This is a genomic window from Pleionea sediminis, assembly GCF_007570825.1.
GTDB lineage: Bacteria > Pseudomonadota > Gammaproteobacteria > Enterobacterales > Kangiellaceae > Pleionea > Pleionea sediminis.
The window spans coordinates 406,711-432,610 of the sequence record NZ_SUNB01000001.1 but is presented as its reverse complement, the minus strand read 5'-3'; the positions used below and the strand labels follow the sequence as shown (position 1 = coordinate 432,610).

The window sequence follows — 25,900 nt, the reverse complement described above, 5'->3', positions numbered from 1 at the left end:
GAGATAATAAAATGAATATTAAAAATATTGCTTTGGCAGTTTCTTCTTATACTTCAGCGTTTCTTTCCATTAATGCCGCTACGGCATCCGATTTTTCCGTTGTTGTATTGCCTGATACTCAAAAGTATTCAGAAAACTATCCTGAAATATATTCGGCACAAACTCAATGGATTGCCGATAATAAAGGTTTATATGACATTCAGTTTGTTTCTCATTTAGGCGACATTGTCGAGGAAGCAGCAACCATAGAACAATGGGAAAATGCTTTTTCGTCGATGAGTATTTTGGATAATGCAAATGTACCTTACGGTGTTGTTGGTGGTAATCACGACTTTCTTTATCCCGGCGATTATTACGATCCCGATGGAGTGAACTACTTAACTTATTTCAATCCGGAGCGTTATCAAAACAAACCTTGGTTTGGTGGGGCATCAGAAAGTGGGCTGAGTAGTTACCAAATTATCAATATTGATGGCAAAGACTTTTTATTCCTCCATATACTTATGGAAACACCGGCAGAGGAATTAGCCTGGGCGCAAAGAATATTAAATCAATATCGGGAATTGCCCGTATGGGTCAGCACCCATCGCTATTTGTTTGATTGGCTCGTTTTAGGTTCTGGTCGTTATAGTGACTTTAATTATACTTTTGAACCACTTTATCGACACGATGGAATGAAGTCTGAGGACTTCTTTAACAACTTCGTTTCTGCCAACCGTCAAATATATTTAGTCCACTGTGGTCACAATCATTCTGAATATCGTCAAAATAGTACTAATGACTTTGATAATACGGTTCATGAGGTATTAGCGGATTTTCAAAGTGGTCCAAACGGAGGTGATGGATGGTTACGAATTTATCGTTTTAAACCAGAGGATAACCGAATTGAGGGAAGGACTTATTCGCCAACTCGCAATGAATGGGATACCGATAGTGATAGTCAATTTGTACTGAATGTAAATTTTGATGATTATCGCGGTATGCCAGCTCAGTCGCAAGTTATCTTACAAAATGGTCACAATGGTTATTTTGGTACGATTGATACCTGGATAAATGAAGCTGAGAAAAATAAAGAATACGGTAATTCGACTGAGCTGGTTATCGATGATGATACTAAAAACTCTTGGTGGGGTGAAAATGCGGGGCAAACATTGATTCGTTTTGAGAATATTATGCAAGGACCCTATTCACCCGGTGATGCTGAACCAACGCGTATTCCATCTAACGCACAAATAGTGTCTGCTGAATTAAGTATTAACTTAAAAGATGATCAAGATAATGGAAACACAACGTATCGAGTTTTTCCGATGTCGGTGAGTTGGAGTGAGTCTTCCACTTGGAACAGCATGGGTAATGGTATATCGATCGGTAGTGAAACCGGAGCTGAGATAGCATCTTTTAGAGGCGACAATGAGCCTGCGAACAATGCCCTTAGAACGGTCGATGTTACTGAATTAGTACGTGAGTGGTCTCAGGGGGGCGATAACTTTGGCGTCGCAATGATTCGAGACAACACGAATGGTAATGACGATGGTATAACCGCTTATTCGTCAGAAGCTCAAGAAACTATTTTGCGCCCTAAGCTGACCATTAATCTTACTTATGATTCTATGAAGAGCTCCATAAGTAAGGTCACTCAAGTGACTCAGAAGTTAACAGCTTCGTCTTACGAAGTTAATGAAGGAGAAGAAGTTGCGCTCCGCTTCTCGGCCAATGGCACTAGTGAACGTGCTCCTCTTATTTTTCAATTGGAAGGGCAATCGGTTGGTTATGCCACCGGACAAGGTGACATTGAACATTACATTTTATTGGAAGATGAAGGCGTGTATCGTTTTGGTGGAAGCGTAAAGAGTAATGAACAAACTCTGGATGCAGGAAGCGTCGCTATTCGCGTTAAGAATTTACCACCACGGATCATTGACTTGGAAAACAACATCTTTGCCAAGGCCGGAGAATTAATTGAGTTATCAGTTAAGGCTTCTGATCCTGGAAAGCTTGATCGTTTGACTTATCAATGGAGTGTTGACTCTGACGGACAAATCAACAATGCAGCTAGTGATAAAGCACAAGTTTCCTTTATGCGCAAAGGAAAGCATAAAGTGTTGTTGAAAGTTAGCGATAATGACGGTGCCAGTGTTTCTGAAATCGTTACGATAAATATCAAATAATATTGTCGTAATTTTTTACCTTGTTTTGAGGAAAGCTCCTGAATTTATTTGGCTCGGGAGCTTTCGAAACTTTTTAGTCTGTCTATTCCGCTATTTGCAAATTCGTTGTCGCTTTTCTTACTTGAGTAATCCAATATTGAAACTCATTATGAGAACAGTTATAGATTGAACGATGATTAAGTAGACTTGACGCTAAATTATTCGAAAGTGGCGGGAGGGTGTGGTTTCCCTAAAAAAAGACGTATAATCGTACAAAAATTTAATTGAGGAAACGACATGACGGTCATTGGCACACCTTTTTCTCCGTCCTCTCTTCGCGTATTACTTTGTGGCGCGGGAGAGCTTGGTAAAGAAGTTATCATTGAACTGCAGCGCTTGGGAGTTGAAGTTATTGCTGTGGATCGCTATGAAAATGCACCGGGCATGCAAGTGGCTCATCGAAATTATGTGGTCGATATGTTAGATGGCTCTGCGTTGCGAGAAATTATTGAGCAAGAGCAGCCAGATTATGTTGTGCCTGAAATAGAAGCGATTGCAACCGATACATTAGCCGAACTTGAGAAAGAGGGAATTAATATCGTCCCGACAGCTCGAGCAACTCAATTAACGATGAATCGAGAAGGTATTCGTCGCTTAGCAGCTGAAGAATTGGATGTTCCAACTTCGCCTTATGCATTTGCAGATAATAAAGACGACTTCGCTGCAGCCATAGAGAAGATTGGAGTTCCTTGCGTTGTAAAACCAATTATGAGTTCTTCTGGAAAAGGGCAGAGTGTTGTTCGTACCAAAGATGATATTGATTCTGCTTGGGAATACGCACAAGAAGGCGGTCGTGCTGGTCGTGGTAAAGTCATTGTTGAAGGATTCGTCGACTTTGATTATGAAATAACCTTGTTAACGATTAAACACATTGGTGGAACGAGTTATTGTGAGCCCATTGGACATCATCAAGAAGACGGTGACTACCGACAATCGTGGCAGCCTTGCGCTATGAGTGACACTGCATTAAAGCGTTCGAAAGAAATTGCTTTAAAAGTAACCGATGCGTTATGCGGTGATCATGGCAGGGGAATTTTCGGTGTTGAGCTATTTATTAAGGGAGATGATGTTTATTTTAGTGAAGTATCGCCCAGACCTCACGACACCGGCATGGTTACACTGATTTCTCAAGACTTGTCACAATTTGCACTGCACGTGCGAGCTATTTTAGGGTTTCCAATCCCCAATATTACACAGCATGGACCTTCCGCTTCGAGTGTCATTTTACCAACTGGAGAATCGAAGCAAACCAGTTTTTCAAATTTTGAAGAAGCATTATCCGAACCTGACACTCAGATTCGATTGTTTGGTAAACCAGAAATTGCGGGACGTCGCCGCATGGGGGTTGCTTTGGCACGCGGGAAGTCAATTGACGACGCTATTGAAAAAGCAAAACGTGTTTCGAGCAGTATAAAAGTGAATTTTTAGTTTAAATAAATTTCAGCAAAATCTTTTATTTTTAATATCGGAGAGCTCAAAAAACGAGCTTTCCGGTTTATCTCCCATTCAGTCTTTGGCTGAGTTTTCTATCCCTGTTCTACGAGACATCAATCATTGATTAGTTAAGCAAGTATCGCTATACAATTTGAGAGTCTTGTCATATTAAAACGATCATTTTTTCTTTATTTAATGTAATCGCTAGAGATACTTTCCTTCGTTTGGCTAAATATTGTTCTGTGCATTTCGTGTGAACCTTAGGACGATGGCTTAACTAATGACTAATTATTAATCGTTAGACATTTAGTATTGGTTATATTCTGCAAATTTGGCTGAAAATTTACAGCTCAATTGAATTGGCAGAAAAATGAGATGCACTTGTCAGAATTCTATTAACAGATTATTCCAATCATTCTTAAACTGGCTGCCATCAAAGACAGTGACGGTCTATCTGGATCTCGTCAACTGGATTGACACCTTTGAAATAATTACAGGGCATATTCTTGGGGAGGAATACACCGCAGTCGTAATTGTTTCGACACTATCTTTGATAGACAACTTGTCGTTTATTTTTATGAATTCAATTTATATTGGAGTAATACAATGAAACATCCATTTGCTTTAAATAAAGCTGAACTAGAATCAGCAAAAGACTCTGTTAAAGAACTTTCTGTTGAAGAAATCAATGCAGTATCTGGTGCATGTGGTGACTACACTACAATGGCGTTAGGTGAAGAAGGTGGTGATTACACTACTTTAGCTATCGGTGAAGAAGGCGGCGAAGGCCCACAGCCAACAACTATGGCGATAGGTGAAGAAGGTGGTGATTACACTACTTTAGCATTAGGCGAAGAGGGTGGTGACTGGGGCTTCTAAGCTCTTTCATTCTCCTGTTTGTTAATAGGTGAGGCTTTGCCTCACCTATATTTATTGAGTTTTGACGTAATTGAGGAATGTTTTAATGAAAGTGCTAGTTATGGGACACGCACGTGATCAACATGCTGTTCATATGCTTGGAGCATTAGAAGCCGCTGGCGTTCAGGCGGAATTATTTGATACTAGTTTGTTTCCAATGAAGGCGCAGTTGACTTGGAATCCAGAAGAATCTAGTGGTCAAATAGTATTACCTAATGGCAACCGTCTAGCATTTAATGATATTCATTCTGTTTATTGGCGAACAATTAATAGCATAAAAATTGCCGATGTTGACCCTGAGCAACGATATCTTGCAAATAGAGATGCAATGAGCACGCTGCGAACATTTTTAAATGGGACTCCTGCGAAGTGGGTTAATTCATGGAAAGCTTATGAGTATCATAAAGAAAAACCATTACAATTAGCGCATGCTGCTCGATTAGGTGTGAAAATACCGAGATCAATAGTGACTAACTCTCCCGATGATGTATTAAATTTTGTTAAAAGTGTTAACAAAGCAATTTATAAACCTGTTTACGGTGGCGCGCATACTGATTATGTTTCGGAAGAGCTTCTTGATGCAGAACGATTGAAAAGCGCCCTCGCAGTTTCTCCTGTCACTTTACAAGAGTATATCGCAGGAACCAACATTAGAACTTATGTGATCGGTGAAGAGACATTCTCAGCAGAAATAGTCAGTGGCAATGTCGACTTTCGGGAAGACGATAGTGCAACATTGAGACCTGTTGAGTTACCGGAAAAATTAAAAGCATTAAGCATTCAAGTGGCACGGGAATTTGACTTACAGTGGACAGCAATTGATTGGCGACGCGATGAAACAGGTGAACACTACTTTTTAGAGGCAAATCCGAGCCCAATGTTCATTCATTTTGAAAAGCAAACCGGATATCCGATTACTGAAAAAATGGTCGCATTGTTAACAAGTTGATAAATAGATTTTATAAGGATATTTTTGTTAAGGATGACGACAAGAATATTTGAAATCTCCGATTGAGAAGTTGCGGTTGTTATTTTGAATCTACTTCGTTAAATCATTCAAAATATGCAAGTTAGGATTATCAATCATTAAGCTAAACCGTAATAAGAAATTTGATTTTTCTAACGACTTCCCAAGAAAATTTGTCTTTTTATACAAAAACTTAACGGTTTCTTGACAGGCATTGTTTATTGAACTATCCCAACAGTAGTATAAATAAAAAGTTGGAGTGTTCCATGCGCTTTCGAATCTCTGTTTTAACCGCCAGTATATTAGCTGCTTCGGTGAGTGTTGCAGAAGAGAATCTCGATTTAACAGAAATTTCGCTCGAAGATTTATTAAACCTTAAAGTTACCGTCGCGAGTAAAAAAGAAGAGTCATTAGCTGATTCGGCAAGTTCTGTTTCTGTTTACAACCAAAATGTAATGAGTTCTCTCGGATATTATACTTTGGATGAGCTTTCTAATATTACTCCGGGCTACAGCTCAAGAAAGTCGACGGGTAATACAGTTTTTGAAACGCGAGGAGCTTTTGGTGATTTAAATGCAAAACATTTGTTACTCATTGATGGTATTCCGGTAAATCATGCACGGGATTACATGGCGATGGCACAAGAGCATTTACCATTACATTTTGCAAAACAAGTTGAGTTTCTTCGCGGTCCGGCTTCTGCATTATATGGTGTTAGTGCATTTAATGGTGTTATCAGTATTACCAGTGATGATGCAGATTCCGATGAGTTTTATGGGCAAGTGTCACGTGGTAGCGTCAATAATGAAAATCGTGTGATGTTAAAGTCGCTTCACAAAACAGAACATGGAAAAATACATTTTTCTTATGGCAGCTATCAAAAAGATGATTCGTTAGCAGAAATTCCGGGCTTTGATCCTTTTGTCGGTAGCTATCGTGTTCAAAATTATTTACGCGATGGACAAGACAGTTCGTTTACCTATTTTACTTACACTCCAACAACCGAAAATTTAGAAGGATTCAAATTCGGTATTATTAATATGGCCAAAACGAGTAATTTTTGGGAAGCATGGAATGGCGGACAAGATACCAGTGAAATTAGTCGAGAAACTAGGGATACCTGGATCTACTATTTAAAATACAGCACGGATTTAATGGAAAATCTAACGTTGAACTCTTATGTTAAATATAATAACTCAACAGAAAGAGGAATACAGGAGAACAACATTTGGGTCGCGAATCCTGGAGTCGATCAATGGTATTTTAGTTTTGATGTTGATAGCAGTAGCTACGAGGGATTAGTAGAAGTTAATTGGCAAATTGATGAAAACTCTTCATTTATTTCTGGTATTAATTACGACGACCGCTATCAAAATGAGCCCGGAGCTTTCTTGTTCGATGCGAATGTTCCCGATGTCGATGCGCCATTTTTCACTCGCTCTGCACGCACTCAGTCGTTTTACGCTCAGTACTCCAGGGAATTTAATGTTCTCGATGGATTAATATTCACTGCTGGTGTTCGCTCCGATGAAGGTACAATTGCTATTAACAATTATACTGAGACCTCTCCTAGAATTGCTGTCGTTCAGCGATTAAATGAGAATTTTAATATTAAGTTTATGCGAGGTCATGCCTTAAAAGCGCCTGGTATTGCAGAAGCTAATCAAAATACCGAAAAGGCACCAGCACTCCGAAATCCTGCTGATGTACCCAATGTTGATCCGGAAGTTATTGATGTCAACGAATTGCAGGTAACTTATACTGATGGAGGTTTGTTCGCGAGCTTAACGTACTTCGAAAATACAATAGAAGACTCGATTATTCGGCAGGTATTGGACTGTTCTCTCTATGTGGCAGAACCCGATCCCAATAATTGTGATAATGACAATCGAACGGGTGACCAGCCTGATTTCTTTTTAAATGATTCTGGTGAAGCAGATTCGACCGGCGTTGAGTTTGATTTGCAATACTATCAAAAAAATTATTGGGTTTTATTTAATGTAGCTTATTCTGATACCGAAAACGATAAAAATCCCTTTGGAGCGGTAAATGCACCCGAGACCAAAGTAAACCTTATCGGTAATTATCGATTTGATGGTGAAATACCGATTAATGCATCTTTAATTACTCGCTATGTATCTGAATACAATACGTCTACTTCTTCCAAGTACAGCGGTCAAACAACTTTAGATGCGAATGTTACATTTACGCTCTCTGATTCGTTTGATGCTTCGATACGAATTAAAAATTTAACGGATAAAGAATATTACCAACCGAATGATGGTTCCGATGGTATTCCGATGCCAGAGCGTTCCATACTGCTTTCTTTATCGTCAAAATTGTAAAATACGACATCGAATAGCGAAGAAATATAAACTATTACGTCTTAGTTAAAGGCCCTTTTTAAAAGGGTCTTTCTTATTCTGTCTTTAATGCCGCTTCCATCAATTGGCCGTTATGAATCGTCATAACTCGATCAGCGCTACGAATGGTCTCTGGACGATGGGCAATAATAATACGAGTAATATTGAGCTGCTTTACCGAGTGGTTAACAACAGACTCAAGTTGCGTGTCCAAATTTGACGTTGCTTCGTCCAGAAATAAAATTTTGGGCTTTCGGTATAAGGCTCGCGCCAATAACAATCTTTGTCGTTGTCCGCCAGACAAGGTCGTTCCCATATCTCCAATTAGAGTATTGTAGCCCATAGGCATATTCGCAATATCTTGGTGAATGCATGCCAATTTGGCGCACTCAATAGCGTGTTCTTCATCAATTTCGGTATCAAAGAAAGCAATATTATCTAACATAGAACCGGACAGTAACTGGTCATCTTGCATGACGGCAGCTATTTGTTGACGGTAATTCGTTAAACCTAATTGGTTAATATCAACACCATCAATGATAACACTACCTTCGGAAGGCTGGAGTAATCCCAACATGATTTTCATGAGAGTTGTTTTGCCACAGCCGGATGGCCCAATGATTGCGACGGATTCTCCATTTTTAAAATCTGCAGAGAGTCCGTTTAATACCATGGGTTCATCTTTGGAATATTTAAAGCCAATATTTTTTAATGAAAGTTGTCCAGTTATCGGTTGTGTTGCTAAGCCATCATGTGAATTGGTTTTCTCTTCAGGAGTCATTGCGATGTCTGCAATACGAGAGAGATGCAAACTGATCATTTTAAATTCGATTAGCTTTTCTATCACCGCTGCCGTTTTGGAAGTAAACTGACCTTTGTAAGACATAAAAGCATACAACATGCCAACGGAGAACTGATTGTCCAACACTAATAATGCAGCAAAATAAATAACAACGACATTTTCTAAACCGAAGAGCAAGTCATTAATCGTTTGATATTTTATATTGAGCTTATTAACTCGAATACCAGCATTCATAGATTCGGCATAATTGTTATGCCAAACGGATTGGCGCTGCGATTCGCGACAAAACAGTTTAATACTTTGTGCAGCGCGAACCGTCTCCATAAAATTACTGTTTTCACTTGCGCTGGCAACGATCGCTTCCTCTTGAGCTCTTTTTAGAGGTCGGTACATTGCGAATCGGATGACACCGTATAGCACAACGACGCCGATAACAATCCATGCCAGCATTGGACTGTAAATGAACATCATAATCAGTGTTCCAATCGTCATTATGCCATCAACAATGGTTTCAATCAGTCCAGTGGTAATCAATTGTTTTATGTTATCGATCGACTTAAAGCGAGAAACAACGTCACCAATGTGGCGTTTCTCGAAATAATCAAGCGGTAAGCGGAGTAAATGACGAAATAGATTCGCGGCCATTTGAATACTCAGTTGACTGCTAAGATACATAATGATGTAAGAGCGTAGTAGTGACGTACACACCTTAACTATAGCAAGCAGTCCAAAGCCCAGGGCAAGAACCACCAGTAAGTTTAAATCATTACCGATTAAGACACTGTCTACAACCATTTGAACATATAATGGACTAATTAATGCAAATACTTGCAGTAACAATGATAGAAAAAAAACTTGAGTTAATGCACGTTTCAAACCCGACATACGACTCCAAAGATCGGAGAGGTGCATGGTATGTTCTTCGTTTTTCTTCTCAAATTGTTTGGTTGGTGTTAACTCTAAAACTACGCCGGTAAAATGCTTGGATACCTCTTCGAGGTTTAAAGTTAATTCACCTTTTGCTGGATCATGTATTTTAATTTTACCGGCTTTTACTGACTTTAAGACGACAAAGTGGTTCAAATCCCAATGAATAATGGCTGGAAGTTTAACCTGCTGTAGCTGTTCTAAGTCGACCCTTAAAGCACGACTTGATAGTTGTAATGAGTCTGCTGTATGAATGATACTCTTGAGCGTAGCTCCCTTCATAGAAACCGGATATTTACGACGTAGCGTGTTCATATCGATACGGTGACCATGAAAGTTGGCAATCATAGCCAAACAAGCCAGGCCACACTCTGCCATTTCGGTTTGTAAAAAAATGGGTAAGCTTTCTTTATTTTTAAAAGAAAGCAGGTGTACAGGATTTTGCATTACAGACGGCCTTTCAAGCTGTATAAAGGATCGAGTATCCAGTCAAAAAGTGAGAGTTTTTCAAGAATGATATCAGCATCAAGCAACATACCTGCTTGCAACGGGAGTGATTTTCCATAGGCAAGAACATCCTGCTGCTCTAGAGATACACGTACTCGATAGACCGGTTCGTTTAACGAAACGGGAACGGGCAGTTCTGAAGGCGAAAGTATAACTTCGGAAATTTTTTCAATCTCACCTTTATAAATACCAAATCGTTGATAAGGGAATGCAGAGTAGCGGATCATTACTGGATTGCCCGGCTCAATAAAGCCGACCGCGTTCGTCGGAATAAAAAGCTCGGCTTCAAACTTAGCACCTTGGGGCAATATCGACATTATCGGTGTTGATGTTTGTACTGTTGCGCCTTGATGGGTTTGCAAGGCTGTTATTTGTCCATCTGAGGGTGCGGTTAAAGTATAAGAGCCTTGACTTTGAATCGTTAACATTTGGGAGCGTAAATCGGTAATTCTGTTCTTTATGTCAATCATTTTGTTGGCAAACTGAATTGGTAATTGAAGTTCGTCAAATTGTGCCGTTTTTAAATTATTTTTTATGCTTTCTAGATTTCGTTCTGCATTATTTAGCTGAATTTGGTTATCCAGGTGGGACTCGTATCGAGTCTGGTATTCAGTCTGCGAAACATGGCCTTTTTCTTTTAGGCTATCTAGCTTTTTTAGTCGGTTACTACTGGATTTAAATCTTTCTTTGAGTAAGGCAACTTGTTGAGACTGCTGTTGTAATTCTTTGGTGAGTCCCGATATTTTCTCGGCAAGCTTTTCTGCTTCTATATCATTAAGTCGCTGTTCTTCAGTTAAACGTTTGAATAATGCTTGTTTGGTTTGCTTTAACTCTTCAACAATAGCCTCATCAACGTCTTTTACATCGCCTAACCCTTGAGCGGTAGAAATTGTCACTAGCTTATCGCCTTTCTTAACCGCTTGCCCTTCTTGAACAAACTGTTCTACGACAGTTCCATTTCTTACTGCAAATATTTTAGACAGTCCTTCACTGGGAACCAGATATCCCTGAACGGTTTCTTTTCGTGCATATTCTCCCCACAGTAATAACAAAATAATAAGTACGACAAGCAGTGTTATACCAAAGCTTAGTACTGTAAATGAGATGGGCTGAATTAATAGCACATCGCCCCACAAGCGTTCTCGCTTATGTTCCATGACTTCTTTTCGAAACAGTGAATCTTTCACGTTGTAAACTCTTTAAACATCGATTGATTAGGTAAGCAGTTCTTCGGTATTTGAGTGTTGGTCTGAGTTTCTGTTCTTATTTTTATCGACAATATATTGCGACGGCGTCGTACCAAATTTTGCTTTGAAGCATTTACTGAAATAAGTATGACTGGAGAAACCGACGTCGATAGCGACTTCACCTGCGTTAGAGCCGGTTTTAAGCATTTCACACGCCTTTTCCAGTCGGTAAGAGCGTAAGTAATCAGCAGGCGTTACATTAAGCAGTGCCTTTATTTTTCGAAATAACTGTCGTTCACTCATTGCCAACTCTTTGGCAATATCGTTCACTTTTAGATCTGCGTCGTAATAACGCTTATTTAAAAGCCCACGAAATTTTTCAATAAATTGGTGTTCGTTTGAATTGGTTAATGACTCATTCGAATGGGGGCTTTGAGATAATAGTGTCTTTTCAATTGTTTGGTGATTACGTTGTTGCATAAGTTGACGAATTTCAAGCAAGTTTTCAACTCGTGCGATCAATTCATCATCATCAAATGGTTTGCTGATGAATTCGTCAGCATTGGAATGCCAACCACTTAATCGGCTTTGTTTATCGCTTTTGGCGGTTAGTAGTATCAATGGAATGTGGCTGGTTGCAACATTCGATTTTAGTGTTTTTGAAACTTCAAAACCATCAATGCCTGGCATCATTATGTCACTAATAATAAGATCCGGTACGTGATGATTGGCTAAACTGAGACCTTCCTCGCCATCATTAGCAAGAATACAATGATAGCTCTTGCAGAGCAGAGATTGGATATACGTCTGCATTTCAGGGTTATCTTCAATGATTAAAATCTGTGTTTTGTCGTGTCGAATTACACCTGAATAATGAACATCCTTAGCTGGAGTAAAATTATCGAAAGAGTAAAATCGTTGAATTTCTTGCTGAAGCGCTTCTCGCTTTTGATCGGATGACAGGTCGTCACTGTTATTCAAAAGGGAATGTTTAGATAGCGGGAGAGTCACCTTAAATTCGGAGCCCTGCTGAGGCTCGCTTTTAACGGAAATGCTGCCTTGATGAGCATCAACAATTTCTTTCACTAATGATAAGCCAATACCGGATCCTGTGATTGTTTGAGTTTTTGTTCCGGGTACGCGATAAAAACGTTCGAAAATTGTTTCTAGTCGATCGACTGGAATTCCAATGCCATTGTCAGCCACAATTACCGAAGCTGTTGACTTTTCTTGTGTCAGTGAAACACTAATTCTGCCATTTTCCCGAGTGTACTTGATAGCATTCGAGATTAAATTTATGATGATCTTTTCATAGGATTCTAGTCCTATATTGATGAAAGTACCAGACTCAAGACTTTTATTGATAACGATATTTTTATTATTGGCTAATGACTCAAAGGATTGGCAAATGACATCGATAACGGTATCAGCCTGCGTCGTTGCCTCGTTTGGCTTTATTTTATCAACATTCAGCTTTTCGATTTGTAGAAGTTGATTGACCAGTCTCAGTAATCTGTCGGCATTATTTTTAATGACAGATAATGTACGTTTTTTCTGGTCGTTTGATTCTGTTTTTAATAGTTGAACGACAGGGCCTAAAATTAAAGTCAACGGCGTTCTTAATTCGTGTGACATATTGACAACTTCTCGCTGCTTTTTATCGAGTAGTTGATCAACCAGGTTTTTTTCTTGAGCAAGTTCTTCAGTGCGCAGTTTAACTTCTGCTTCGAGTTGTTCGGAGTGTTTTCTGATTGCTCGGGTTCGAAGGCGGTATATTATGGATAATACCGATAATATAAAAATGACATAAATCACTTTTGCCCAAACGGTTAACCATATTGGTGGAAGCACTTCAATGGATAACATATGAATTGGATTGCCCCACCGGCCGTCATGGTTTTTCGCTTTAACTTCTAACTGATAAATTCCTGGAGAAAGGTTATTGAGTGTCGCACGTCGATTATTCTGTCCAGTATAAATCCAATTGCCTTTGTTGAGACGATAAGCGTATTGCAGTTCCGTTGGAGAAGCATGATGATCAGACGCAAACTCGATACTTAAGGCATTCTGTTGATGGGACAGTGTAATTGCGTCTGTGTAATTAGGCGCATGAGTAAATGGCGAGTTGCCATCGTTCGATAAATTTATTTTGGTATTGTGTAAATAAACATTCGAAATGATAGGCTTGGCATCGAGAGGGTTGGCGATAACTTTGTCAGGATCAAAGTGAGTTAAGCCGTTTGTCCCCGTAAAATACATATTCGATTGAATATGATCAAAATATCTGCCGCCAGTGAATTCCAATCCTTGCAGTCCATCATTTAAACCGAAATTGAGCGTCTCGTTGGATGTTGGATTAAAGCGGAAAATACCCTTGTTACTACTTATCCATAGGCGATGCTGTTGGTCGCTGAGAATTGCATATAATGCATTCGTTGGAAAACCATGTTGTTGATTGAAAGTAGTAAATGTTTTGTCGTTATTGTCTCTATGTAGCAGTCCATTCTCTGTGGCTATCCATACATTGCCATTTTTATCGGCATAAATATCGTTAATACGGTCACTTGATATTCGATAGGGAAGTTCTTGTCGCGTGGTGAAATGCTGCAACTGATTATTTCGCGGGTCGTAAAGGTTTAATCCTTTTTTCGTGCCAAACCAAAGTTGTTGGTGATTATCTTCGGCAATAGAAAATACTTTGTTTGAGGTTAGATTTTTGCCAGTCATATCTTCAATATTTACCGGCTTGAATTCATTCGCTATCTTACTTTTGTAAGCCACACCTTGCCGAGTGCCCAACCAGAGTTGCGCTTGATGATCTTCAAATAGCGAGTAAACCGTATTGCTAGGTAGGACTCGATGTTGTTCGCTGTTCTTAAACACTTTAAATGAGAGGCTATCTTCCTGGAATTGATTTAATCCTGATACCGTTGCAATCCATACTGTGTTATTTGAGTCTTCTAGAATATCGGTGACAATATTATGGGATAAACTGGTAGCATCGTCATGTTGGTGTTGAAAGTGTCGGCAGTCGGTACCATCAGCACTGAGTCGATATAGCCCATCCGCACTGCCAATCCATCGTCGACCTTTGGAATCGACAATCACAGAACTCAAAACAGTGCCGACACAGTTGTTCATTGCACTGGTAGAGGCTAGATGTCGAAATTGCTGCGTATGTAAGTCGAGTTTGTTGACTCCACGATTGTAGCTGCCTGCCCACAATAGATTCTTACGATCAATGTACAGAGAAATAATTTGATTTTCGTTTAAGCTATCAAGATGATTGGGTTGTCGTTGATAATGTTCGACAGATGTATCGCTAATGATGCGATGAAGTCCATCGGGAGTCGAAAGCCAAATGTTTTTGTCGTAATCTTCTGTAATGTCAAAGATTCGATGACCTCTGATTTGGGATAGTAGAGGACTTTCAGGACCCAGTAATCTTTTAAATTGAAGGTTTAGTTGATAAGTTCCAGCTCTTTGAGTGCCAATCCAGAGTTGCTTTTCAGATGAGTAAAACAGCTTTGATATATGATTGTTTTTGAGTGCGGCTAGAGCTTTATAAGGACTCTCTAGGTTAATATATTCTTCTCGAATGGTATCAAATAAGAAAATGCCTTTGGCAGTACCAATCAATAATCGACCGGCTTCGAGGTTTTCTAGTGTATTTATATAACTTGTATAAATTGTGTTTACTGGATTGATATATCGCGAAACACTGTTTGTTTTTGATGAATAGGAGAGGAGTCCGTTTCTAGCTGTTCCTATCCAGAGGGTGTCATTCTCATCGAGTTTGAGACTGCGAATGGATAGGTATGGTTCGTTAGGTTTTGTTTCAATGAGTTGGATGTGTTTGAATTCTTGTTTAACGGGGTTGTATTGGGAGAGTCCTCCGTCCTGAGTCCCAATCCAAATGATGCCTGTCGCATCTTGTACAATCGATTTGATAATGTGACCTGAAATTGTATTTTCTTTTTCGGGTTCGGGAACGAAGGTTACCACTTCTAAACCATCGTAGCGATTGAGCCCATTCTCAGTGCCAAACCACATAAAGCCTTCGTTATCCTGGAATGCAACGTTGATTGTATTTTGTGACAGACCGTGTCGCGTTTCCAGATGACTAAAATGGGGGTAAGGTTTTTCTTTGGCGTCAGTTTGAGGAACCCAAATAGTAACTAATATTAGTAGTAAAAATGGCTTCAGCAACTTCGCCATATTGATGGATGCCGCGTTCATTATGTTGTGTGAATATGGCGCGGACTTGTGAAGTCCGCTACTTTTTAATTTCTTAGTATGTCTTACAAGCCAAAAAGCCAGTTTAACCAATCATTGATCGTTTCTTCTTTACCACCAATGCCAGTTTCGGGACCGTCTTCAGGCTTTACAATTACGTCGCCATTTGGGCTGTATTCACCTTCTTCATCAGCTCCACCACAACCACCGGCAACCCAGTTAATTTCTTGTTGGTTAAGTTCTCTCATGGTTAATCTCCATTATTGTAAAGGTACGAGTCGGAAAACCGACACGAGTTTCCTCGTTTCTCTTGGTTGGTATGCCCAACCCATTGCATTGACCAAAGAGCAATAAAGCGGCGGCAAGGTTACACATAAACCAAATTTAGATCAAACAAAGCTATGTCGGACCACTTAGTTCGTTAGCCAATTCTATTGGACAATTATTAACAGTGCTTGACATATTTTAATCTTATTAAATTTTACACACTGGAGAGTGTGTCCATTCCGATAATATGAATTGTGTTTTACTGCTATAAACATACTGTCGAATCATTAGCAATTTTCTGCCAACTTGGTGATTCATCTCAAATTTCAAGATGTTATGTCAATATTTAAAAAGAATAATTAGTTTTTAAATTTTTATAGAAATGGGACTAGTTTTTCAAATCAAAGATGCAAATAATATTTTGTAAATTATTGGTGATTAAAAAGTGTATTTTTTGATGTAAATAATTCACAGTTAAAAAGTGTACAATTTATTTAATAATGTTCTGAGAAGTGATTGCTTTTTATTCAATTAATAAACAAGTTGATTGTTGCCTTTTCTATAAAAAGGCAACAATGAATCAACAAAGTTTTAAAAGCGCATTCTTTGGCCGAATGTCTATTGTATTTCATCCTAAAACAAGTGAACTATCCCATCATAAGACGATTTAACGATTGTTTGTTTCGTCGTCCGACGATTCAGGCGTTGTTTCTACGGTTGGAGGATCGGCGGGGAGTAAACTTTGGCTATTGGACGATTGGCTTTCATTACTTGTTTTTAACGCGGCCAATTCTGATTTGAGTGAATTTAGCTCGCTTTTTAGTCGATTGTTTTCTCTTCCTAACCAGCTGGCTCTGCCTTCTTGCTTTTCGGTTTCTTTTTGAGCGGATGCCAGTTGTGATTTAAGCGTTTGGATCTCTGATTGACGCTCATCCGATTTAGCGGACTGATTCTCTTTTAGCTGTTGGTTATTTTGTTGAGCCGATTTAAGTTGGCTCTCCAGTTCTGCTATCTGATTAACGAGCGCTTGAATTCGCTCATTAGCGGCGGTCACTTGCTGTTGATTGTTTTCTAGTAGTTGTTGCTTCGACTGTTCAAGTAATGATTGAAAGCTTTTGTGGCTCACCCAACCAAGGGCTGCCAGTACGATAATTGCCAACGCAAGACTCGAACCATAATGTCGAAGTCGACTCTGAGCCGCGCCACAAAAGGGGCAGGAACTGTTGCCCCAAGATATTTCTCGCTTACATCCAATGCATTTCTTTTGCATATTTTCTGTTCCTTTCGCTCGTTTAGAGCTAAGAATAGCATTCATTGATTTTGTGAAAAAGAGAGGTGTTAAAAGAACCTTTAGGCCTTTAGAATTTGCAAGGTAATCTAGAAATCCAATCTAACAAAGCAGAAATCTCTAAATGAGAATATGGCGCTTAAAAGGAAAAGAAAATGTCCCAGTTGAAATTAACGTATTTTGATGTCGATGGTGGTCGCGGCGAGCCCATTCGATTGGCGTTGCATATCGGAGGAATAGAGTTTGAAGATGATCGATTCCCGCTGTCTGACTTTGCGGAGGTTCGACAATCGTTACCTCTAAAACAAGTACCAGTACTTGAACTTGATGGAAAGGCAATTACTCAATGCAATGCCATTTGCCGTTTCGTCGGCAAACAAACCGGTCTCTATCCTAACGATCTTTATCTTGCACTCTTATGTGACGAAATTATTGAAGCTCTGGAAGATGTGACGAATCACTTAGTGCGAACATTTGGACTGCAAGGCGATGATTTAAAAGCTAAGCGAGAAGCATTGGTAGAAGGGCCGTTCACTCGTTACTTACGCTGGGCTGAAAGCCGGTTGAAAGAAAATGGAGGCGACTTTTTTGTGGGAGACTCTTTAACCATTGCCGATTTAAAAGTATTGGTTTGGACTAACTCTCTCCGTTCTGGACATTTAGAGTATGTTCCAACCGATTCAGTTTCGCGTATTGCTCCGGAACTTGAACGGCATCGCGAGCGTCTAATGGCGTATTCGCCTATTGCCAACTACTACAGTAATAGACGGTAGTTTTGAAAGATGATGCGGGATTCTCAAGACAAATATTGGAATGCTCGCATTGTTATTTGTGCTGTTAATTGAGTTGCTTAAATTGTTAAAAACCATCATTGTATTTTATTTTTTTACCTTCAGTATGTCGCTGTTTTCTGCTGGCTCACCCTTAATTATTGAAGGTGTTGATGGACCTGTTAAAGATAATATTGTTGCGCATCTGGAGCTTAATGAAGGTAAGGTTCCTCTGTCGATACTTGGTTTCCCGCGTTCGAATGAATACATTTTAAGAAATGTGCGGGCTGCACTTAAAGCACTCGGGTATTATTCACCTAACTTAACTTTGTCAGGAGGCCATGAGCAGTGGAATTTAACCGTTGATGTTGGCTTACCGATTCGTTGGGCGAGTATCAATCTAAAACTAATGGGAGAAGGAATCGGTGCCTCTTTACTGGAAGACGAGTTAAACGAATATTCATTTCACCGCGGCGATAAGCTTAATCACGGTGACTACGCGGCATTAAAAACTCGACTTCAATCGCGAATTTTGGAGCTGGGTTACTTTGAAGCTAATTTTGAAACTTCTGAGTTAGTTGTTGATCCCGACAAACATGAAGCTCATTTAAATTGGTCGATTGTATTAGGACCGCGTTATCAGTTTGGAGAGATTGCGATAAAGGGTAGTGAATTATCAAGTTCGTTTTTAAAGAGATTTTATAATTTAAGTACTACCGATTTTTACGATCAGGCGGATGTCATAAAAGCACAACAGGCTCTGAATCGTTCAGGGTATTTTTCATACGTTAGTATAAAGCGAGTTCCCGATACTGAACGAAAAAAAGTGGATGTTAAAATTGAACTTCAAGATCGTGAAAAATATGAGTTAAAAACCTCGGTTGGTTATGGGACGGATTCAGGCGGTCGATTAGGATTGAGTTGGCGCGACAGAAGAGTAAATGATAGCGGGCATAATTATATTGCCAGTTTGGAGCTGAGCGAAATTTCTTCTGGTATCGATTTTCAGTATCGTATCCCCTTAATGGAACTGGGGGACGAGTGGATTAACCGGTTTAGTTATCGTCTCAAAAATGAAGATATTGCGCGCAGTAAAATTACTTCTATTGAATCTCGATGGGTTGATAAGTTAAATGATTACTGGTCATTTCAATGGGCGGCAACGATAGCCGCAGAAGAAATATCTTCGAATGATGTTATTGAAAGCTATTTAGAATACCTCGTACCTTCCTGGCAAGTCGATTATTACAGTCTAAAAGATCCTTTCCGAGTTAAGAACGGTTGGCATTGGCATTCTGTTATTCGATTGAGTGACGAGAGAATCAGTGATCCTGATTTACAATTTATACAATGGGAACAAAAAATAAAATGGATATATTCGTTCAATGAAGACTGGCGCTTTCTATGGCGTTTTCAATCAGGAATAACGGATATGGAATTGGATAAGTTTATTAATCAAATGCCAACTACCTATCGATTTTTTGCTGGTGGTGATACTTCTGTCAGAGGATATGAGTATCAATCGCTAGCGCCAAGAGATGGTGATGGAAATATAATTGGTGGTCGTTACCTACTCACCCAGTCCGCCGAGATTGATTGGGAGTTTAAAGATAATTGGCGCTGGGCTTTATTCACCGATGCCGGCGATGCATTTAACCATAAAAGTGATTATGAGCTAAGCCGCTCTGTGGGAATGGGAATTCGATGGGTAACACCCGTTGGAGCCATTCGTTTCGATGTTGCTCGAGGATTGGATGATCCAAAAGAATGGCGTTGGCATATTACCATTGGGCCTGATTTATGAAGTTTATTTTAAAGCCCACTTTAATCGTTATTTTAATCATACTTACTTCTTTAGTAAGTGTGTCAACCTGGGTGTATTTCAGTTCTTCAGGACTGCAGTGGGCAATAAAGCGAGCCGAACCTTGGATTCCCGAAAATCTTACTTGGGAGAAGTTAGATGGTACATTAAATGATTCAATCACTTTACAAGCCCTCCGTTGGCAAGATAATGGTTGGTCATTCGAGGGAAAGTCGGTTCAACTCGATTGTCATTGGTTTGATTTTTTAGTGGGTTTTTTTAGATGTAACTCCATAGAGTTGGAAAATGTCGACGTGTACTTAAAGTCTCAGGCTGAGGATATCAATCAAGATGATACCTTGTCGGCACTACCCGAAATCGAGTTGCCTTTTTCTTTGGATGTCCAACAGTTAAACGTTAATCTTTTGACAATATCGGAAGTCAAACAAGCTTCAACTCAATCCTTATTGCAAATAAAGACAACAGAGATAAAGTCATTAACCGTAAAGCAAAGCCAAATCAAATTGAAAGAGCTTCGTTCGAGAGTAGCGAATAGTCGAATTAAATTAAAAGCATCCGTTGATACCCTCAATCAATGGAAACATAAATTAGTCCTCGACTGGCACATTGAAGACTTGCATTTTAGAATGAGTTCAAAAGGCTCACTCAATAATGAAAACACCTTAACAGGAACAACAGTGGGGTGGCTTAATTCTCGATTTGATGGAGATTTTTCTCTTTTTCCTCAATTAAACTTAACAAACTTTTTATGGCATTTAGAAGAGCAGTCTTTGGTTCCGGTATTAGAGAAGTTTGAATTAGCGTCGCCACTGAATGAACCTATGCTTAAACCGACTGAAATAGTTGTCGATTTAGTTTGGCCTCAACTTACTTCAACACTGAAAACGAAGCTCAGCTCAAATGAAGTTGAATACAGTACGCTTAATTCAGAGTTGAACATAAATTCAGTTACCAATTGGGCACAAGACTCTCAACTGAAAACAAACTTATCTGGCCAGTTTCTTAACTCTGCTCTAAAGACTTTCGATGAGTTTAATATAGCCGCGAATAAACAGTTTGAAATTAATGTTGAGTTATCAGTTATCGATAACCAGTTGAATGCTAGCACTCAAGATTTTTCTATTCTGGGATTGAAAGGGAAAGCACATGCGTCTGCTGATATTGGCATTGATAAGATTATATCTGCTTTTATGGAGTTAAGTTTAGTTCCAGACAGCGCATTAAAGCATCCTATGTTAGCACCGAGCAGTCGTGTTAAAGCCACCGGGCAACTCAAAGATGGTCAGTGGCTTATTGATTCTCAAGGTAACCTGCCAAAGTTTCATTTTCAGTCCTTTTCTACTACTGACCTTAATTGGCATATCACTCTTACTGAGTCATTGAGCGGTACTCTATCGGCCAAACAATTTAACTATCAGGATTATACGTTATCCGATTCCTTGATACAGGTTCTTCAAGTCGGTGAACAACAAAAGCTGAATGCTCGTGGAAAGTTTTTGGATTATCCTTTTTCTATGGTTTTCAACTATCCTGGTCAGTTATCATCTATAGACGGTATTTCATTAACCAATATCGATGTCGATGTTAACTCGCAAAAGCCATTTCGCTTCACTGCGAATTCTATTCAATACTTTGAAAGTAACATCAATTTCTCTGAAGCGTGTCTTTCAGAGATAGGAAGCGTTTGTTTAACGGGACAGTCTAATTTCGAACAGTGGAAAGTTAAAGGCGAGTTAAAAAATATTAATCTTAATCGCGTGAGTGAGTTGATAAGTGAATTAGCTCCAAGTTGGAACGCTGAGCTGTCTGGATATTTGAGTGGTGATGTCGACTTGGGTGGTCGTCAAAATGTTATTGATACTTTTAAACTTGATCTAAAAGCGAATGAACTTTCGGTTCGACAAGATTATTGGTCTGCTTCCTGGTTGTCACCAACGATAAAAAGTAAAGAAGACAACAGCATTCGAATTGATTGGAAAGCACATGAGCAAGAATTTAATCTACCACAAACCCAATCTAAGCTGATATCCCCCCAAGGCGCCATCAGTTTAAAGTATTATACGCTCGATCGTTGGCAGTTAGCGCTCGCTCAGTCTGGAATAAGGCTCCAACTGCCTCGTGCATACACTAAAGAAGATAATAAGCTGGCTAATACAATAGCGCCAGCGACCGAGTTAGGCATATCCAACCTACAGCTTGATGCAAAGCTGAATAAAAGTGTCGCTGATGTATCTCTTGCTATCGATTTAAAAGACCAAGATAGAATCAACTCTCAGTGGAAGCTTGACTGGCCTATTCGTTCGAACAGTCAGTTTTCTGGAAGTGCGGATATCAAGATATCTGACTTTGAGTGGTTGAAAAAATGGCAAACTCGAGTCGATAAAGTTGATATTGATTGGCAGCACCAGTTATCCATTGATGGTCAGTTTAATCGTTTTAATTTGAATGGCAATGGTGAAGTGAATGTGAATAAACTGGTGATGGAAGAGATTGGTTTGGATATTCAAGACTCGCAATTATCTTTGAACTCTAAGAATAATAAAACCTTTGTTAATGGAAAACTAAGTAATAAAGCAGGATTCTTAACTTTAAAAGGGGAAGTCGAGCTTTTTCCGACAATGCAATTTATTGCTGATATCACGGGTGAGAAGTTGAAGATACTCGACGATAATAGTGGAAAAATCGTTGTAACTCCGATATTAAAAGCAAGCTTTATTGATAATCTGTATAAACTAACGGGTGATATAATTCTCGATGAAGCCGACATAAAGTTAAAGAAATTACCAAGAAAGAGTGTCACAGTATCTGACGATGAAGTATTAATTGGTGATATCAACAAAGAGCAAAGCACCACACAGTATCTCATTGACTTGAATATCAAAACGGGTCGAGAAGTCTATTTCTCTGGGTTTGGTCTAAGCAGCCAGCTAGTTGGAAACCTCGACCTGTTAGCTCAACAAAAGAAGAGTGTTCAACTGACGGGTGAGTTGTTGTTAAAGTCAGGTAAGTTCGAAGCTTATAAACAAGTATTAACGATTGAAGAAGGGCAGTTATTATTTCTAGGTTCACTCGAAAATCCCGGAATTCAATTTAAAGCAACGCGAACCGTTGATGATTTGAAAGTTGGCGTTATTGCAGATGGCTCTTTGGCAAACCCAAAGTTGACTTTGTATTCGGAACCACCAATGGCTGAAGAAAATATCCTTGCGCTATTAGTGACGGGGCGATCCATTGAGTCATTATCTGAGTCAGAAGGCAATGCTTTGGCCAATGCAGCTATCAGTTTAGGTGTTGAAGGTGCGAATCGAGTTGCGCAAAAGGTTGGCGATGCTCTGGGAATCAAAAATATTCAAATTTCAAGTAAAATGGAAGCTGACAGCTCACGAATTGATATTGCAACACAAGTTAACGATAAGCTAAGTGTTGGATATGGAACAACGATTGACTCAACTAATGAATTTCAAGCGGGATGGATTATTGAATATAAACTAACGCCGAATCTTTCATTTGAAGCAATTAGTGGCCAGGAGATGAGTGCCTCACTATCGTATAAGAAACAGTTTGATTCGACCACTCAATCAAATGAGCCAAATGAAGACCAAAAAAATGATGAGCAGTAACTGTGTACACTTGTACTAATTAATGAATATGATTATTTTTTATTTTAAATAAAAGTAAATTTTTTAAGGTTTAATTAAAATTGAGATTAAAATATTTAAATAAGGATAAGTGACACAGCTATTATTGATTTATTAAATCTTGAGAAAAACCGTACCTTTCTCATAATCAATATTGGAGATATATTTATAAAATGTGATTAAAATTTAATTCAAAAAATGGAAAAAAATTCGCCTCAAGTATAACGTGAGTAATGATGCTCAAAATGTATTCACGAGTTCATCTCGAATGTACGTCTGATTTTGACATCATAAAACAAAAAAACTTAAGTCATTAGACTTAAATAATAAAGCAACTCTCTAAGTTGTTATAAAAATATCACTGAAGAGGCAGAGTTATGAAGCGATCCATTTTTTACATTATGTTATTCCTATTTTTTAGTTCTTACTTATCGAGTAGTTACTCTGAAAGTAGCGCAAATGAAGTCGTCAAAGCTAAAAACTTAACGACTGAAGCGACCAATAAGAAAACGAAGCAAAAAATAACACAATCCGTTGTTCAGGTTGCAAAGCCGATAAGCTATCGTGCGTTAATTGCTAACAAAGGACAGCTAAAGCGGGCATCGTCTGCATTTGATGTTACTAGCCCCAATAAAATAGTCATCAAACGACCTGGCGCCAGCTTTATTAAATTGCATTTTAATAAGATTTCAGTTCCATCAGGTGCGGTCATTAAAGTCAGCAATCCTTCTGGCTCACAAATTCATCAATATGGTGGGACAAATCCTTCTCTTTACACATTGAACCCTGGCGATGACGGTTCAAGTTCTTTTTCTGCTCTTTCTATTATTGGCGATGCTGTTGTTGTTGAAATTGAAGCAGCTAGCCTTTCAGAGCAGTCCTATTACGTCGAAATCGATTCATTCATGCAGGGGCTTCCGCAGGACGAATTAAACGAATGGATGTATAACCAGGAAAATAATGGTACTCAACCATTATCGACTTGTGGTGTTAACGAGCGGAGAGACGTTCAGTGTTGGGCTGATTCACATCCAACTGAGTTCGAGAGAACTCGACCGGTTGCTCGTTTGTTAATGAATGGTTCTGGATTATGTACGGGGTGGCGCGTTGGTGATGACAACCGCATGTTTACAAACAATCATTGTGTCTCATCGACTTCGACTCTCCAAAACACCGAAGTGTGGTTTAACTATCAACGCTCGGGTTGTGGTGGAGGCTCGATCGAAGATACTGTTATTGTAACGGGAGCATCAATATTGGCCACTGACTATGAATTAGATTATACGCTGTTTACTATTAATAATTTTCCTTCAGTAGAGTCTTTTGGTTACTTTGGTTTAGATGTAAGAAATGCAGAGTTAAATGAGGCTATTTATATTGCTCAGCATGGTAGTGGCAATCCAAAAGAATTATCGATTGAGAGTGATCAAAATATCGGGGGAATCTGTCGCGTTGATGAGCCTGAAGTCAATGGTCGTGGTAATAACACCGATATGGGGTATTACTGTGATACGACAGGAGGAAGTTCTGGTTCGCCTGTTCTTGCTTCAAGCACTAATAAAGTTATTGCGCTTCATCACTTTGGAGGATGTACCAATCAAGGTGTGTTAATCAATCGAATTTGGCCTCAAGTTGCTACGCATTTTAACAATCAAATTCCTACCGGTGACAACTTGCCGCCTACAGGTGAACCTATTGCAAGCTTCAATTATTCTGCTGACGCATTAGAAGTTACTTTCACTGATACGAGTGATGATAGTGATGGCACGATCGTATCCTATCAATGGAGTTTCGGAGATGGTTCTTCTAGTACCGCGTCGAACCCTGTACATACATACAATCAAGCCGGTGATTATAACGTTTCACTCACAGTGACAGACAATGATGGAAACACTGACTCAAACACTCAGCAAGTTTCTGTCAGTAACGTTAATGATGGTCAATTAGAAAAAGGTGTTCCGGCGGGTAACCTATCTGCTGCGAGTGATCAGGCATTGTATTTTAATTTTGATGTTCCAGAAAATGCTCGTTCTGTTTCATTTACCATGTCTGAAGGTTCGGGTGACGCAGATTTGTACGTTATGTTTGGTGAGCCACCAACACTTAATGAATACGATTGCCGACCTTACATTGGTGGTAACGACGAAGTGTGTAATTTCAGTAATGCACAAACGGGCCGATATTATGTGATGATAAAAGCCTATAATGCATTTGAAGGCGTTGAATTAGTCGCTGACTACACTGAAGATGGTGGTGGAAATGATGGCGTTAGTTTCACCGAAACTAACTTGTCAGGAAGCCGTGGCAGCTGGCGTCATTATACGTTAGAAGTACCTGAGAATATGACGGAATTAGTCGGTCGACTTTCGGGTGGGACGGGTGATGCCGACATGTATTTGCGTTTTGGATCTGAGCCAACAACATCAAGTTATGTTTGTCGGCCTTATCTTAACGGGAATAATGAAACTTGTCGTATCAACAATCCTCAAGCGGGAACTTGGTATTTTAGTATTCGCGCCTATCGAAATTATTCGGGCGTCACCCTGAGTGGTGAAGCTAACTAGGCG

14 protein-coding genes are annotated in these 25,900 nt (G+C 39.3%); 9 read left to right on the top strand and 5 right to left on the bottom strand.

What is annotated here, in order from left to right:
- Nucleotides 1–11 precede the first annotated feature (11 nt).
- From FAX86_RS01620 to FAX86_RS01600, 5 genes are all read left to right on the top strand, one after another.
- Complete coding sequence (locus FAX86_RS01620) at nt 12–2,168, top strand: DNRLRE domain-containing protein (protein WP_144391588.1); 2,157 nt, start codon at nt 12–14, stop codon at nt 2,166–2,168.
- Nucleotides 2,169–2,444: 276 nt separating this feature from the next.
- Nucleotides 2,445–3,635, top strand: coding sequence for a formate-dependent phosphoribosylglycinamide formyltransferase (gene purT / locus FAX86_RS01615; protein ID WP_144391587.1), 1,191 nt, complete (start codon nt 2,445–2,447; stop codon nt 3,633–3,635).
- A 612-nt stretch (nt 3,636–4,247) separates the two neighbouring features.
- Complete coding sequence (locus tag FAX86_RS01610; protein ID WP_144391586.1) at nt 4,248–4,520, top strand: hypothetical protein; 273 nt, start codon at nt 4,248–4,250, stop codon at nt 4,518–4,520.
- An 85-nt stretch (nt 4,521–4,605) separates the two neighbouring features.
- Nucleotides 4,606–5,508, top strand: coding sequence for an ATP-grasp domain-containing protein (locus tag FAX86_RS01605; protein WP_144391585.1), 903 nt, complete (start codon nt 4,606–4,608; stop codon nt 5,506–5,508).
- Between the two features lie 284 nt (nt 5,509–5,792).
- Complete coding sequence (locus FAX86_RS01600; RefSeq protein ID WP_144391584.1) at nt 5,793–7,871, top strand: TonB-dependent receptor plug domain-containing protein; 2,079 nt, start codon at nt 5,793–5,795, stop codon at nt 7,869–7,871.
- A gap of 73 nt (nt 7,872–7,944) precedes the next feature.
- Here the strand turns inward: FAX86_RS01600 and FAX86_RS01595 are convergent, their stop codons facing one another.
- The 5 genes from FAX86_RS01595 to FAX86_RS01575 form a co-directional block, all read right to left on the bottom strand.
- The gene (locus tag FAX86_RS01595) at nt 7,945–10,065 is read right to left on the bottom strand and encodes a peptidase domain-containing ABC transporter (RefSeq protein WP_144391583.1); all 2,121 of its coding nucleotides are present in this window, start codon (nt 10,063–10,065) and stop codon (nt 7,945–7,947) included.
- Nucleotides 10,065–11,312 carry an HlyD family secretion protein gene (locus FAX86_RS01590; protein ID WP_144391582.1) on the bottom strand — a complete coding sequence of 416 codons (1,248 nt, stop codon included), beginning with the start codon at nt 11,310–11,312 and terminating at the stop codon, nt 10,065–10,067. The genes FAX86_RS01595 and FAX86_RS01590 overlap by 1 nt, the downstream gene beginning before the upstream one ends.
- A gap of 27 nt (nt 11,313–11,339) precedes the next feature.
- Nucleotides 11,340–15,530 carry a hybrid sensor histidine kinase/response regulator transcription factor gene (locus FAX86_RS01585; RefSeq protein ID WP_164503420.1) on the bottom strand — a complete coding sequence of 1,397 codons (4,191 nt, stop codon included), beginning with the start codon at nt 15,528–15,530 and terminating at the stop codon, nt 11,340–11,342.
- An 83-nt stretch (nt 15,531–15,613) separates the two neighbouring features.
- The gene (locus FAX86_RS01580) at nt 15,614–15,796 is read right to left on the bottom strand and encodes a hypothetical protein (protein ID WP_144391580.1); all 183 of its coding nucleotides are present in this window, start codon (nt 15,794–15,796) and stop codon (nt 15,614–15,616) included.
- 686 nt (nt 15,797–16,482) lie between these two features.
- Complete coding sequence (locus FAX86_RS01575; protein ID WP_144391579.1) at nt 16,483–17,085, bottom strand: hypothetical protein; 603 nt, start codon at nt 17,083–17,085, stop codon at nt 16,483–16,485.
- Nucleotides 17,086–17,258: 173 nt separating this feature from the next.
- Between FAX86_RS01575 and FAX86_RS01570 the strand changes: the two genes are divergently transcribed.
- The 4 genes from FAX86_RS01570 (at nt 17,259) to FAX86_RS01555 (ending at nt 25,897) form a co-directional block, all read left to right on the top strand.
- On the top strand, nt 17,259–17,876 hold the full coding sequence (locus tag FAX86_RS01570) for a glutathione S-transferase (RefSeq protein ID WP_144391578.1): 618 nt from the start codon (nt 17,259–17,261) through the stop codon (nt 17,874–17,876).
- 40 nt (nt 17,877–17,916) lie between these two features.
- Nucleotides 17,917–19,677 (top strand): autotransporter assembly complex protein TamA, encoded by a 1,761-nt coding sequence (locus FAX86_RS01565; protein WP_144391577.1) that lies wholly within the window; start codon nt 17,917–17,919, stop codon nt 19,675–19,677.
- The gene (locus FAX86_RS01560) at nt 19,674–23,315 is read left to right on the top strand and encodes a translocation/assembly module TamB domain-containing protein (RefSeq protein ID WP_144391576.1); all 3,642 of its coding nucleotides are present in this window, start codon (nt 19,674–19,676) and stop codon (nt 23,313–23,315) included. The genes FAX86_RS01565 and FAX86_RS01560 overlap by 4 nt, the downstream gene beginning before the upstream one ends.
- A gap of 395 nt (nt 23,316–23,710) precedes the next feature.
- On the top strand, nt 23,711–25,897 hold the full coding sequence (locus FAX86_RS01555) for a pre-peptidase C-terminal domain-containing protein (protein WP_246128475.1): 2,187 nt from the start codon (nt 23,711–23,713) through the stop codon (nt 25,895–25,897).
- The last annotated feature ends 3 nt before the right edge of the window (nt 25,898–25,900 follow it).

Excerpts from the sequence above, each read along its gene's own strand:
- FAX86_RS01620 (WP_144391588.1), top strand. The coding sequence starts at position 12 with ATGAATATTAAAAATATTGCTTTGGCAGTTTCTTCTTATACTTCAGCG.
- purT (WP_144391587.1), top strand. The coding sequence starts at position 2,445 with ATGACGGTCATTGGCACACCTTTTTCTCCGTCCTCTCTTCGCGTATTA.
- FAX86_RS01610 (WP_144391586.1), top strand. The coding sequence starts at position 4,248 with ATGAAACATCCATTTGCTTTAAATAAAGCTGAACTAGAATCAGCAAAA.
- FAX86_RS01605 (WP_144391585.1), top strand. The coding sequence starts at position 4,606 with ATGAAAGTGCTAGTTATGGGACACGCACGTGATCAACATGCTGTTCAT.
- FAX86_RS01600 (WP_144391584.1), top strand. The coding sequence starts at position 5,793 with ATGCGCTTTCGAATCTCTGTTTTAACCGCCAGTATATTAGCTGCTTCG.
- FAX86_RS01595 (WP_144391583.1), bottom strand. The coding sequence starts at position 10,065 with ATGCAAAATCCTGTACACCTGCTTTCTTTTAAAAATAAAGAAAGCTTA.
- FAX86_RS01585 (WP_164503420.1), bottom strand. The coding sequence starts at position 15,530 with ATGGCGAAGTTGCTGAAGCCATTTTTACTACTAATATTAGTTACTATT.
- FAX86_RS01580 (WP_144391580.1), bottom strand. The coding sequence starts at position 15,796 with ATGAGAGAACTTAACCAACAAGAAATTAACTGGGTTGCCGGTGGTTGT.
- FAX86_RS01575 (WP_144391579.1), bottom strand. The coding sequence starts at position 17,085 with ATGCAAAAGAAATGCATTGGATGTAAGCGAGAAATATCTTGGGGCAAC.
- FAX86_RS01570 (WP_144391578.1), top strand. The coding sequence starts at position 17,259 with ATGTCCCAGTTGAAATTAACGTATTTTGATGTCGATGGTGGTCGCGGC.
- FAX86_RS01565 (WP_144391577.1), top strand. The coding sequence starts at position 17,917 with ATGCTCGCATTGTTATTTGTGCTGTTAATTGAGTTGCTTAAATTGTTA.
- FAX86_RS01560 (WP_144391576.1), top strand. The coding sequence starts at position 19,674 with ATGAAGTTTATTTTAAAGCCCACTTTAATCGTTATTTTAATCATACTT.
- FAX86_RS01555 (WP_246128475.1), top strand. The coding sequence starts at position 23,711 with ATGAAGCGATCCATTTTTTACATTATGTTATTCCTATTTTTTAGTTCT.